Source organism: Blautia massiliensis (ex Liu et al. 2021) (assembly GCF_052064225.1).
GTDB classification, from domain to species: domain Bacteria; phylum Bacillota; class Clostridia; order Lachnospirales; family Lachnospiraceae; genus Blautia_A; species Blautia_A fusiformis.
The window spans coordinates 1-12,754 of the sequence record NZ_JBQHWA010000053.1; the positions used below are offsets into that span (position 1 = coordinate 1).

The 12,754-nt window shown below is 39.4% G+C and carries 17 protein-coding genes and 2 pseudogenes; 16 read left to right on the forward strand and 3 right to left on the reverse strand.

From position 1 onward, the window contains the following. The 16 genes and pseudogenes from ACTNDQ_RS14625 to ACTNDQ_RS14700 form a co-directional block, all read left to right on the forward strand. Positions 1–317, forward strand: a pseudogene (locus ACTNDQ_RS14625) (ParB/RepB/Spo0J family partition protein); the annotation flags it as partial. Between the two features lie 268 nt (positions 318–585). Next, positions 586–927 (forward strand): MarR family winged helix-turn-helix transcriptional regulator, encoded by a 342-nt coding sequence (locus ACTNDQ_RS14630; RefSeq protein ID WP_441064932.1) that lies wholly within the window; start codon positions 586–588, stop codon positions 925–927. 211 nt (positions 928–1,138) lie between these two features. After that, positions 1,139–1,423, forward strand: a complete 285-nt coding sequence (locus tag ACTNDQ_RS14635) for a co-chaperone GroES (protein ID WP_154433058.1) — start codon at positions 1,139–1,141, stop codon at positions 1,421–1,423. A gap of 28 nt (positions 1,424–1,451) precedes the next feature. After that, entirely contained in the window at positions 1,452–3,065 is a 1,614-nt protein-coding gene (gene groL, locus ACTNDQ_RS14640; protein ID WP_441064933.1) for a chaperonin GroEL, read from the forward strand. Between the two features lie 108 nt (positions 3,066–3,173). After that, positions 3,174–3,677 carry a flavodoxin family protein gene (locus tag ACTNDQ_RS14645; RefSeq protein WP_262655205.1) on the forward strand — a complete coding sequence of 168 codons (504 nt, stop codon included), beginning with the start codon at positions 3,174–3,176 and terminating at the stop codon, positions 3,675–3,677. 51 nt (positions 3,678–3,728) lie between these two features. After that, entirely contained in the window at positions 3,729–4,256 is a 528-nt protein-coding gene (locus tag ACTNDQ_RS14650; RefSeq protein WP_154433061.1) for a MarR family winged helix-turn-helix transcriptional regulator, read from the forward strand. Beyond that, entirely contained in the window at positions 4,240–5,571 is a 1,332-nt protein-coding gene (locus ACTNDQ_RS14655; RefSeq protein WP_441064938.1) for a citrate/2-methylcitrate synthase, read from the forward strand. Before ACTNDQ_RS14650 ends, ACTNDQ_RS14655 begins: the two co-directional genes overlap by 17 nt. After that, entirely contained in the window at positions 5,565–6,443 is an 879-nt protein-coding gene (locus tag ACTNDQ_RS14660; RefSeq protein ID WP_441064934.1) for a DUF445 domain-containing protein, read from the forward strand. Before ACTNDQ_RS14655 ends, ACTNDQ_RS14660 begins: the two co-directional genes overlap by 7 nt. A gap of 442 nt (positions 6,444–6,885) precedes the next feature. Further along, entirely contained in the window at positions 6,886–7,254 is a 369-nt protein-coding gene (locus tag ACTNDQ_RS14665; protein ID WP_441064935.1) for a VOC family protein, read from the forward strand. Positions 7,255–7,264: 10 nt separating this feature from the next. Beyond that, a complete protein-coding gene (locus tag ACTNDQ_RS14670) occupies positions 7,265–7,720 on the forward strand; it encodes a YaiI/YqxD family protein (protein ID WP_441064936.1) in 456 nt (151 codons plus the stop codon). Between the two features lies 1 nt (position 7,721). After that, complete coding sequence (locus tag ACTNDQ_RS14675; RefSeq protein WP_019163300.1) at positions 7,722–8,063, forward strand: arsenate reductase family protein; 342 nt, start codon at positions 7,722–7,724, stop codon at positions 8,061–8,063. Between the two features lie 18 nt (positions 8,064–8,081). Then, positions 8,082–8,291: a DHHA1 domain-containing protein gene (locus ACTNDQ_RS14680; RefSeq protein ID WP_173741640.1), complete on the forward strand. Its 210-nt coding sequence runs from the start codon at positions 8,082–8,084 to the stop codon at positions 8,289–8,291. A gap of 42 nt (positions 8,292–8,333) precedes the next feature. Beyond that, entirely contained in the window at positions 8,334–9,860 is a 1,527-nt protein-coding gene (locus ACTNDQ_RS14685) for a Y-family DNA polymerase (protein WP_441064939.1), read from the forward strand. Positions 9,861–9,875: 15 nt separating this feature from the next. Continuing rightward, positions 9,876–10,289, forward strand: a complete 414-nt coding sequence (locus ACTNDQ_RS14690) for a hypothetical protein (RefSeq protein ID WP_278603756.1) — start codon at positions 9,876–9,878, stop codon at positions 10,287–10,289. Between the two features lie 151 nt (positions 10,290–10,440). Next, positions 10,441–10,796 (forward strand): annotated as a pseudogene (locus ACTNDQ_RS14695) (MBL fold metallo-hydrolase); the annotation flags it as partial. Next, a complete protein-coding gene (locus ACTNDQ_RS14700; RefSeq protein ID WP_015541530.1) occupies positions 10,793–11,149 on the forward strand; it encodes a VOC family protein in 357 nt (118 codons plus the stop codon). The pseudogene ACTNDQ_RS14695 and the gene ACTNDQ_RS14700, both read left to right, overlap by 4 nt. A gap of 108 nt (positions 11,150–11,257) precedes the next feature. Here the strand turns inward: ACTNDQ_RS14700 and ACTNDQ_RS14705 are convergent, their stop codons facing one another. From ACTNDQ_RS14705 to ACTNDQ_RS14715, 3 genes are all read right to left on the reverse strand, one after another. Then, the gene (locus ACTNDQ_RS14705) at positions 11,258–11,662 is read right to left on the reverse strand and encodes an HI0074 family nucleotidyltransferase substrate-binding subunit (protein ID WP_022426101.1); all 405 of its coding nucleotides are present in this window, start codon (positions 11,660–11,662) and stop codon (positions 11,258–11,260) included. Next, on the reverse strand, positions 11,643–11,924 hold the full coding sequence (locus ACTNDQ_RS14710) for a nucleotidyltransferase family protein (RefSeq protein ID WP_092071024.1): 282 nt from the start codon (positions 11,922–11,924) through the stop codon (positions 11,643–11,645). The genes ACTNDQ_RS14705 and ACTNDQ_RS14710 overlap by 20 nt, the downstream gene beginning before the upstream one ends. A gap of 137 nt (positions 11,925–12,061) precedes the next feature. After that, positions 12,062–12,577: a helix-turn-helix domain-containing protein gene (locus tag ACTNDQ_RS14715; protein WP_441064937.1), complete on the reverse strand. Its 516-nt coding sequence runs from the start codon at positions 12,575–12,577 to the stop codon at positions 12,062–12,064. Positions 12,578–12,754: the final 177 nt, after the last annotated feature.

Consider the following 12,754-nt stretch of genomic DNA (forward strand, 5'->3'; position numbering starts at 1 on the left):
TCTCCGGCCATCGTCGGATGCATGCGGCACAGAAGGCGGGGTTAATAACAATACCGGCAATTGTCAGAGAAATGACGGATGATGAAGCTGTTATTGCCATGGTAGATGCAAACATCCAAAGAGAAGAACTGCTTCCGAGTGAAAAGGCATTCGCTTATAAGATGAAGCTAGAAGCAATGAAAAGGCAAGGAAGTAGAACTGATTTAACTTTGTCTCAAAATGAGACGAAGTTGCGATCTGATGAGATATTAAGCAAGCAAGTAGGTGAAAGTAGAGCGCAGGTTCAAAGATATATTCGTTTGACAGAACTTATCCCAGTGTGAAGATTTTGTGAACTTTGCGAAATAAAATAATTACTGATATTAGATTCAGCGGAATAGATTCCAGATGTTAATCATTAATTAAGAGGAAACAAAAAAGTCGTTTAAAATTAAATGGTGACGAATTATTAAACTTGTGATAGAATGAAAAAAACATTGAAAGAAGCTGAACTAAATGGATACACAAATTGATATCATATTGCAGGGAGGACAGTTTAAAAAGCTGTTAGAGGAACAGAGCGTTGAATTACGAGAAAAATATGATATGAAAAGAGCAGAACTGGAGATATTATACTTCCTGTCAAAATGCGGAACACATAATACCTCTACGGATATCCACCATCAGTTGATGATGAACCGTGGACATATTTCGCAGGCAGTTGACAGTCTCTGCAGGAGAAATTATCTTATTGCGATACCGGATAAGAATGATAGAAGATATATTCATTATGAAATATCTGATTATGCGAAGGATCTGGTAACAGAAATGACGAAGAGAAGGGAAGCAATGAACGGGATGATTTTAAAAGGTGTGTCGGAAGAAGAATTGAAGGTTTTTCGGGAAGTATCGGAAAAAATCAGGAAAAATATAAATGAATTAATTTAGATGATTAAAAGATGCAAAGTAATGGTTAAGGTGCTTCGCATCTTTTTTAAATTATTTTGGAAACCTATTGACAAGAGAAATACAGGTGATATAATACTTTAAAAATAAATAATTTAAAAATAAAACATGTTTCGCGAGAAACATATTTTTTGCGGAACACGATGGCACTCAACAAGCAAGAGTGCTAACAAAAGAAAGGCAGGTTATTCATATGAAATTAAAACCATTGGGTGACAAAGTAGTTCTTCAGTATCAGGATGTTGAAGAAAAGACAGAATCAGGAATCATTCTGCCAGACAGCGCAAAAGAGAAACCGCAGGAAGCTGTAGTAATTGCAGTTGGTCCGGGAAAATGTAAAGACGGACAGAGGGTTGCCATGCAGGTAAAAGAAGGAGATAAAGTCATTATTTCTGAATACGGCGGCACAGAAGTAAAAATTGGCGACGAAGAATATAAAATTGTAATCCAGGATGACATTCTGGCAATTGTCGAGTAATAGAAACAGTAGAAAGAAGGAAATTATCATGGCAAAAGAGATTAGTTTTGATATTGATGTTCGAAAAAAAATGGAAGCCGGCGTAGACAGACTGGCAAATACAGTAAAAGTAACATTGGGACCAAAAGGAAGAAATGTTGTACTGGATAAATCTTACGGTGCACCATTAATTACAAACGATGGTGTGACCATTGCAAAAGAGATCGAACTGGAAGATCGTTTTGAAAATATGGGCGCACAGCTTGTAAAAGAGGTGGCTACCAAGACAAACGACATTGCAGGAGATGGAACAACAACAGCTACAGTTCTGGCACAGGCACTTGTAAAAGAAGGAATGAAAAATATCGCAGCAGGTGCAAATGCCATTGTTTTAAGAAAAGGAATGAAGAAGGCAGCAGATGTGGCTGTGCAGGCAATTGAAGAAATGAGCCATCCTGTTACCGGTAAGGATCATATTGCAAAAGTAGCTGCAATCTCTTCCGGTAATGAAGAAGTCGGTGAGATGATTGCCGATGCAATGGAAAAAGTCGGAGAGAACGGCGTTATTACGATTGAAGAATCAAAGACCATGAAGACGGAGATCGACGTAGTCGAAGGTATGCAGTTTGACAATGGATATCTTTCCGGATATATGTGTGATGATAAAGAAAAAATGATCGCCAACATGGAGGATCCTTATATCCTCATGACAGATAAGAAGATTTCAAACATCCAGGATATCCTTCCTGTTTTGGAAAATGTGATGAGAGAGAGGAAAGAACTCCTGATCATTGCAGAAGATGTGGAGGGAGAGGCACTTACCACATTGATTGTCAACAGACTGAGAGGCACTCTGAAGGTCGTTGCTGTAAAGGCACCGGGATATGGTGACAGCAGAAAGGCAATGCTTGAAGATATCGCAACACTTACCGGCGGTCAGGTGATCATGGAAGATCTGGGACTTGAACTTAAAGATACCACGATGGACATGCTTGGCCGTGCAAAATCTGTAAAGGTTACAAAGGAAAATACTACGATCGTAGACGGTGCCGGGAACAAGGAAGACATTGATGCACGCATTGCCAGCCTGAAGAGACAGATGGCTGAAACAACATCCGATTTTGATAAAGATAAACTCATGGACCGTATCGCTAAGATGGGCGGAGGCGTTGCAGTGATCCGTGTCGGCGCGGCAACAGAAACAGAAATGAAGGAAGCTAAATACCGCATGGAAGATGCCATGAACGCAACAAAAGCAGCCGTATCGGAAGGCATTATCTGCGGCGGCGGATCTGCATATATCCATGCACAGAAAAAGGTAGAGGAACTGTTGGCAGCCCTGGAGGGTGATGAGAAGACCGGAGCCGGAATCGTAGCAAAGGCACTGGAAGCACCACTGTATACGATTGTGGAAAATGCCGGTCTGGAAGGCCCGGTTATCGTAGACAAGGTAAAGAAGAGTGAGCCTGGCATGGGATTTGATGCAGCCTCAGAAACCTTTGTGGATATGATGAAACAGGGTATTATTGATCCGGTGAAGGTAACAAAGAACGCATTAATGAATGCGGTAAGTGTGGCAGCTACACTTCTTACTACAGAAGCTGCGGTAGCGGACATTAAAGAAAATACACCTGCGCCGCAGCCACAGCCGGAAATGTATTAAAGAGAACAGGTAAAATCAAATAACTGGAGAGCAACAAAATGGGGAGATGGCTGGTACATCTCCTCTTTTTGTTCTCTTTTATTATTTTTATATGAAATGAGGCTCATTATGAAATATGCAGTTATATATCAGTCAAAAAGTGGCAATACACGTTTAATAGCAGAAAAGATCTATGGTGCTTTAAATACAGAGGATAAAACAATTGTAGATATTGATACAGAGCAGGATATACCTGCGGCGGATGTCTATCTGATCGGGTTTGGAATTCATGGTTATTCCTGCAGCATGGATATCTCAGATGTATTTGAGCAGATTACAGGCGGAAAATATGCAGTGTTCGTTACCTGCGGTTATGTGCCGACAGAACAATATAAAGAAAAGCTTGAAAAAAATCTTGAAGTCTGGTACCCGGACGAGGGAGAGTATCTGGGAATGTTTCTCTGTCAGGGGAATGTGGAGTCAGATAGAAGGAAAATTATGATCAGTCAGATGCCAAGTAAAGAAAAAGAGATGCAGCAGATGTTTCGACTGGGAAATACCCATCCGGATGAAGAAGATCTGGAAAATGCGGTTGATTTTGCCATTAAAATTCAGGCAGAAATTGGGGATTAAATAAGAAAATAACATGTATTGATGTAAATAAAAAGAGAGGAGCGGTTGAAGATGCCAGAGCAGAGAGAAATATTGAATGCAAATGAAATCAGAAAGTTTACAAATGAATTAACCTATCGTCGGTATCTGATGAACAAAGGAAAAATACAGGAACTGTTTCGTAAAATGACACTTCAGGAGTATATTGCTTTGTATACTATAGAATCTGAGAGAGAAAATTCTCCGAATAATAATGGGAGAACGTATTTAAAGGATTTATCAGAAAAGATGCAGCTGACAATACGGCAGACATCAAAAATGGTAGAAAAGCTGAAAGATCGTGGACTGGTACTGTGGTCTTATGAAGGAAGCGGAAGTGAAGGAACATATGTGACTGTTACAGAAACGGGACAGAAACTGTTTAAGGGTCAGGAAATGATTCTGAGAGAATGTTATGGAAAAGTGATCAACAAATTCGGAAAAGATAATTTGATCATGTTATTAAAAATGATGAAACAACTGGATAACCTGATGTGCAGCGAAATAAAAGGGATGGGAGAGGTCGATTCGTATGGGAGAGCTGATGAAGCGGATGAATGATTATGCTGTGCAGAATGAAGCTATCTGCCGGAAAAATGATCATATTGATCCTAGATTGTATGAAGAGTTTGGTGTTAACCGGGGGCTGCGGGATGAAAATGGAAAAGGTGTGCTTACCGGTTTGACTAAGATTTCCCGTATTGTATCATCATGTGTGAAAGATGGAGAAAAAGTACCTTGTGACGGGGAATTGTGGTATCGTGGATATAAGGTAGAAAAATTGATTGGCAATCTTGGAGAAGAACAGCTTGGTTTTGAAAAGATCGCTTATCTTCTGTTGATGGGGGAATTGCCTTCAGAAGATGAAGAAAAAAAGTTCCGGGAAGTGATTGGCACATGCAGAACGCTTCCAACGAACTTTACCAGAGATGTTATTATGAAGGCACCATCTGAGGATATTATGAATTCAATGACAAGAAGTATTCTGACACTGGCTGCTTATGATAAAAAGGCAAAAGACATCAGCGTCAGTAATTCGTTGCGTCAGTGCATCCAACTGATTAGTGAATTTCCACTCCTTGCTGTATATGCATATCATGCCTATAATCATTACGAAAAAAACCAGAGTATGTATATCCATAATCCGGATCCGAAACTGTCTACAGCTGAGAATCTTCTAATGATGCTCAGGCATGATCAGAAATACACACCGGTTGAAGCGAAAGTTCTGGATACTTCATTGATTCTTCATATGGAACATGGCGGCGGAAATAATTCTACTTTTACAACCAGAGTGGTGACCTCTTCCGGTTCAGATACATATTCAACAATTGCTGCCGCTATGTCATCTTTGAAGGGACCGAAGCATGGCGGCGCAAACAAAAAAGTTGTGGAGATGATGGATAATATACGGGAAAATGTAAAGGATTTTTCTGATAAAGAAGAAATATCAGCATATCTTATGAAGATAATTGACAAACAGGTATTTGACAAAAAAGGGTTGATTTACGGAATGGGACATGCGGTGTATACATTGTCGGATCCAAGAGAAAGAGTATTTAAAAAATATGTGGAAGCGCTGGCAAGAGAGAAAGGCCGGGAGAGCGATCTCCAGCTCTATGAGAATGTTGAAGTGATTGCACCTAAACTGATTGCAGAAAACAGAAATACTATAAAACGAGTGAGCCCGAATGTGGACTTTTACAGCGGATTTGTATATGACATGCTAGGCATTCCACGTGAATTATATACTGCGATTTTTGCAGTAGCGAGGGTAGTCGGGTGGAGTGCGCATCGTATGGAAGAACTGATCTGCACAGATAAGATTATCCGTCCGGCTTATATGAGTGTTATGGAGGAAAAAGAAAAATGTTAGAAAAACTGGCAGGACCCATTATAGGGGCATTGATTGGATACTGTACTAATTATATCGTTGTCAAAATGCTGTTTTATCCTAAACAGGAAGTCAGAATCTTTGGACGAAAACTTCCTTTTACTCCGGGGGCAATTCCTAAAGGAAAGCCAAGGCTTGCCAGAGCAATCGGAATTATTGTGGCGGACGATCTTCTAACGGAAGATGATATTAAACAGAAAATGATTTCTTTGGAAACAGAAAATGCTGTTGTGGATCAGATTGTTCAGGGATTATCTGTTGATCTTCATACCTGTGTTTCAAAAGTATGTTCGTCCGAGTTGAATTATGAAGAGATAAAAAACAGATTGATTTCTGAACTGTCCAGCCAGATCCTTGATTCTGTTCAACATATGAATCTGGATAATCTTATTGTTCAGGAAGCCGGAAAAGCTGTTAAAGCCAAAACAAAGGGCTCCATGTTGGAAATGTTTCTGAATGATGAAATGCTTAATTCCCTGATACAGCCTGTTGGAGGAGAAATAGTAAAGTATATTAATGAAAAAGGACCAGATTTTATAAAGGAAGAACTGGAAACTAAAATTGATACGTTAGGAGAACAATCTGTCATAGATCTCTGTAACCATATGAATATTTCGGAAGGAGCCGTTCGGAAAATAGTAGCAGATTTTTATCACAAAGCAATTGATTCTGTCATCGGAAAGCTGATCGGTAATTTGAATATTGCAGAAATTATCGAAGATAAAATCAATGCTATGAATGTAGATAGTCTGGAGAAACTGGTGCTGACTGTGATGAAAAAAGAATTGGATACAATTGTAAATCTTGGGGCTTTAGTAGGTGCAGTTTTAGGAGTTTTAAATATTATTATATAATTTCTTATGTAAAGAAGATAATGATTGTAAACTAAGTTTTCATGGATGAATGAAAAGATATATATGATATAGCACAAATAGGACAAGAGGACAACAGGAATTTACTGTGTAGTTGTGATTGTATTGATGAACACTGTTTGTAAGAGATAACCTCCAGTTTATCTGTTTCTTAAAATGACAAACAGCATTTAAGCAAAGCCAAAAGTATGCCGATTAAGTTTTTAAAAGCTTCTGGTAAAGGTTTTTTTATAGATAAGGATGGCTATGCACTGGGAATTCGAGATGAATTGGCAGATGTAATTAAAGTTGATGCTTTTAAGAAGCAGATGAAAGATATTATCGAGTATCGTACGATGGAATATTATCGGAGACGGTATGTAGAGAAGTAATCAAAAGTATTATTTACAGAAGAAGTAACAGAGCGGATCGCGAGGTGTCTGACATGTTAAAAAACGTACTGATCGTGGTGGATGATATAGAAAAATCCATAGAGTTTTATAAGGACTTATTTGGACTGCAAGTGATTCTTAAGAATAAAGGCAATGTGATCTTATCGGAGGGACTTGTTTTGCAGGATGCCGACGTATGGGGGAAAATATTGAATGAAACTTCTACGCCATTCAATAACATGATGGAATTGTATTTCGAGGATTTTGATATAGATGGATTGCTTGCAAAATATGAATCCGGTAAGTATTTCGTCCGATATGCCACTGAACTGACAGAACTTGCAGGTGGGCAGAAGCTTGTAAGGCTGTATGATCCGAGTGGTAATCTCATCGAGGTTCGTACGCCATTTATGTGTAATTAAAGGAGAAGATATGCAGATTTTTGTTGATGCAGATGCCTGTCCGGTAGTCGGTATTGTTGAAAAAGTTGCAAAAGAGCACAGTATTCCGGTAACGTTGTTGTGTGATACCAATCATGTGTTATCATCTGATTACAGTGAAGTGATCGTAGTTGGAGCCGGAGCAGATGCCGTGGATTATAAACTGATCAGCATTTGCCATAAAGGCGATATTGTTGTATCACAGGATTATGGAGTTGCGGCAATGGCACTTGGAAAAAATGCGTATGCGATTCATCAATCCGGGAAATGGTATACCAATGAGAATATTGACCAGATGCTTATGGAGCGGCATCTGAATAAGAAAGCACGAAGGGCATCCGGAAAGAAGCACTTAAGAGGCCCAAGAAAACGAACATCGGAGGATGATGAGCATTTCAGAGAATCCTTTGAGAAAATGATACATATGGCAATGGATAAGGAGAATTGATTTGAACGTACAGATTTTTGGAACAAAGAAGTGCAATGATACAAAGAAAGCAGAACGTTTCTTTAAGGAACGTGGGATCAAGTTTCAGTTTATTGATATGAAAGAAAAGGGTATGAGCAAGGGCGAATTCAATTCGGTTGCCCAGGCAAATGGCGGACTGGAAAATATGATCAACTGGGAGGGCAAGGATAAGGATCTGCTTGCGCTCATTAAATACATTGCAGAGGAAGATAAACTTGAGAAGGTACTGGAAAACCCGCAGGTGATTAAGACACCGGTGGTTCGTAATGGAAAACAATCCACTCTTGGATATCAGCCGGATATCTGGAAGGCGTGGAAGTAAGAAACAGGATGTTTTACCATGTATGAGGAAGAAGAAAATCGCTGGCGTTGTTCCTTCCGGTCTGATGGAAAATGGATCAATGTAAACGAACTTCTGCAGACGTTTGGCGGAGGTGGACATGCTGCAGCAGCTGGTGTGCGCAAACGGACGAATGATGTTGAAAAATTCAGGCAGGAAATCCTTGAGCGGATTGTTATGATGAGAAAGTTTTCCGGGCAGGATAAATAATAATTAGAAACGGAACACAGGAGAACCGGGAGGTGTAGAATGATGGAAAAGAAAAGAACCTATATTGCAATCGATCTTAAGTCATTCTATGCGTCTGTGGAATGTAAAGAACGAAATAGGGATCCTTTGACGACCAATCTTGTGGTTGCGGATAAAAGCAGAACAGAAAAAACGATCTGTCTTGCGGTATCGCCAGCATTAAAGTGTTATGGGATACCAGGAAGGGCTCGTTTATTTGAGGTTGTTCAAAAAGTAAAAGAAGCCAACAGCGTCCGCAGGTGGAAAGTGCCGAACAGAACTTTTATCGGAGCCTCTGATGACAGCACAGAATTAGATACCAATCCGGAACTGGAGATTGATTATATTGTTGCTCCTCCCCGGATGGCCCTCTATCTGGAATACAGCACCAGAATTTACAGTATTTATCTGAAATATATTGCGCCGGAAGATATTTTCCCGTATTCGATCGACGAAGTATTTATGGATGTAACGGATTATCTGCATACTTATAATATGACAGCAAGAGAACTTGCAATGACCATGATACAGGATGTACTGAAAACGACAGGTATAACGGCAACTGCTGGAATCGGAACGAATATGTATCTGTGTAAGATTGCGATGGATATCGTGGCGAAGCACATTAAAGCAGATAAAGATGGTGTACGAATTGCAGAACTGGATGAAATGTCATACCGAAGGAAACTCTGGGGTCACAGACCACTTACTGATTTTTGGAGAGTAGGAAAAGGATATGCAAAGAAGCTGGAAGAATACGGGCTTTATACAATGGGAGATATTGCCAGATGTTCCATCGGAAAAGAAAATGAGTTATATAATGAAGACCTGTTATATAGGTTGTTTGGTGTTAATGCAGAGCTGCTGATCGACCATGCCTGGGGATATGAGCCCTGTACCATGGAAATGGTCAAGGCTTATAAGCCGGAAACGAACAGTGTTTGTTCCGGGCAGGTACTTCATTGCCCTTATGATTTTGAAAAAGCAAAATTAGTCGTCAAAGAGATGACGGACCAGATGGTTTTGGATTTGGTGGATAAGAAGCTTGTAACGGATCAGATCGTGTTGACGGTTGGTTATGATATTGAGAATCTGAACAATGCCGACAGGAGAAAGCAGTATCATGGAGAGGTTACGATCGACCGTTATGGAAGAAGAATTCCGAAACATGCACATGGAACGACCAATCTGAAACGGCAGACTTCCTCAACCAAGATAATAACGGATGCAGTAATAGAGTTATATGACAGGATCGTTGACAGAAACCTGCTTGTCAGAAGAATCAATATCACAGCGAACAGGCTTGTGGATGAAAGTTCTGTCAAGAAAGAAGAAGTATATGAGCAGCTGGATCTTTTTACGGATTATGAGGCGCAAAGGAAAAAGCAGGAAGAGGAAGAGGCTGCGCTGGATCGCGAAAAACGTATGCAGGAAGCAATGCTCAGTATCAAAAAGAAATTTGGAAAAAACGCTGTACTGAAGGGGATGAATCTTCAGGAAGGTGCAACCGCCAGGGACAGAAATGAACAGATTGGCGGTCATAAGGCGTAAAGGAGTTGAAAGAGGATGAAAAATAATTCTTATGACGATATCATTAATTTACCGCATCCGGTCTCTAAGAATCATCCGCAAATGCCACTTCGGGATCGGGCAGCGCAATTTGCTCCTTTTGCAGCCCTGACCGGACATGATGCTGCGATAAAGGAAACGGCAAGATTAACCGATGAAAGATTGGAACTGAGCGAGGAAGCGATTGCTCAGCTGAATGAAAAAATCAATATAATCAGAAATAATATCGGTATAGAACAGAAAATATCGATAACTTATTTTATTCCCGATGCAAAAAAAGCAGGCGGCTCCTATGTTACGTGCTCTGGTATTGTAAAAAAGATAGACGAATACGAGCATACCATCATTATGACGGATCAAACGGTCATTCCAATCGAGCAGATAAGTGATATTAAATGTGAAGAGTGGTAAATGTGAAAATAGATGCAGAGAATATAGAATGTTTCACTAGAAAAAGCTGAGACAGAAAGTGGAGGTGACCACGATGGCTTCTTTTGATCAGAAGCTCCGTACGTTATATCTGATGGAAATCCTGCTTGAACGTACCGATGATGAACATATGTTAGCATTTATCGTTAAAACAAAAGAAGGCACCATTTATCATGCCGGTGATTTAAACGACTGGTATTGGGATGGCGAGCCGAAAGCTGACAACCAGAGACTTACTTCAGCATATCATGCGGAGATCAGGAAAATCAAAGGTATGCATTTTGACGCTGCATTTGTCCCCCTAGATCCGAGACAGGGAGATCACTATGCTGATGGGATCCTGTATTTTCTTAAAAATATAGATTGCAATGTCATTTTCCAATGCATTACTGGAATGATGCTAATGTAATTAAGCGGTTTATTACTGAATATCCGCAATATAAGTCACGCATTAAAAACACAGAATGTACAAAAGGAGAAGAATTATGAAATTTAAGATGATTCATGAAAACTACAATGTATCAGATCTGGACCGATCTATTAAATTTTACAACGAGGCCCTTGATCTGCACGAAGTGAGAAGAACGACTACCGATGATTTTATCATTGTGTATCTGAGCAACAATGTAAGTGATTTTGAGTTGGAGCTTACCTGGCTTAAAGATCATCCACAGCCATATAATCTGGGTGAATGCGAATTTCACCTGGCATTTCAGGCAGAGGATTACGAAGCAGCGCACAAAAAGCACGAAGAGATGGGATGCATTTGTTTCGAAAATGAAGCAATGGGAATCTATTTCATTGTAGATCCAGATGGCTACTGGCTTGAGATACTGCCGTAAATTTGGTTGGAAAATCTAATAAAGCGGATGTATATTGACAATTTTAAAATCACCTTCAGGCTATAATAAACAAAATAGTCTGAAGGTGATTCTTCTACGAAACACAGTTTACTGCTTATAATATTTCGCAACATCGTTTTTGAATTTTTCAAAAAGAGGATAATAAATATTTATAATGTCCTGAAATTTCTCTGCGGCGAAAGTACCATCGTAATCATGAGACAAATGATTTCTGGATTTCAGCATTTGCAGCCAGGTGTCATCATCAATAATACCATTGGTAAATGCCTGCTGCAGAGTTTCGCGTGGAGAGCCAACTGCAAAATCAAGAATTCCCATTTTTTTGATCAGAATATCTTTCATAACTTTCCAGGAGATGTCGAAAGTAAGACTGAAATTGAGAACAGTTCCTTCGAGAACAAAATCGGTCTTGGGGTCGGCTGTTTTGCTTTTTGCAAGATTGGAGAGACTTTTACAGAAAGTGTTATAGCGGTTAATAAATTTGTTTTCCATATTTTTTTATATCCTCCAATAAATACTCATTTTTTATACTGTCAAAGTCAAAAATATCAATTTTCCTTAGCGTTTCAATCTGCTGAAGATCATCTTCTAACTGCATTAGATTATCACAGCCGTATACTACAAAATCAATATCACTGGTGGGGGTCGCAGTGCCTGTGGCGAAGGAACCGAATAAATCAAGGCGCTTTACATTATTTTTTTTGCAAATCATGGTTACTTTTTCGATGATTTCGGAAATGGGCATTACGTTCATGATCCACTCATGTCCTCCTTTACTTGGAAAATTCTGATAAAAATATGATAGCAGTTTCTATAGATTAATTCAACTTTAAAGACACTGACTGCGGTTGGTGTTATTCTATAGTCGTAATCCTTTCGTGGCGTTATGGATTATTTTAATTTTTCTTTTTCGGCATTTAAGAGTTCAAGATTGAGCCCTTGTTCTCCAGTTGTTTTATCTACCCAAAGATTCAAAGAGTCTATGGCTAAAGAAATTTCATCAAGTTTTTTACTGATATAAGCAAAATCTTTCATTTCATCATCGCTGATCTTACCGTCACGGGCAATCTGGATCAGACGACCGGTAAGAGGATTGATTTCATTTAAACTGGCAATTGTCTCCAAAATGATATTTGACAGATCGGTCATTTCTATTTCTGGAACATAACGATAGCCGATTTCGCATTTGTGAGAGCAATAATAATTGCAAAGATCTGGTCTTTTATAGGCATCTGCCATCTGGAGGATATCATAAGGCGTAGGTTCTTGTGTTTCATATTCAAATTTTTCAATTTTTGAATCAGAGACAGCATCCATTTTTTCACTGGCTTCTGCTCTTGTAAGTCCTGCCGCTTCGCGGCAAAGCTGGTAAATTGTTTTGTTTTCCCTGGTGGATTGTTTACCCATGAGAATTTCCTCCTCGTATATCGCTAAACTTGCGGATTATTTATGTTCCAGGCCGCATGCTGAGCATGTATTTCTTATATTAATTTTACTAAGACTTCCCATACCCCAAATGGGCTTCGCACCTTAAAAATTCAATATTTCAGCTAACAAAATAGCAATTTATGCCATCGCAGTCCC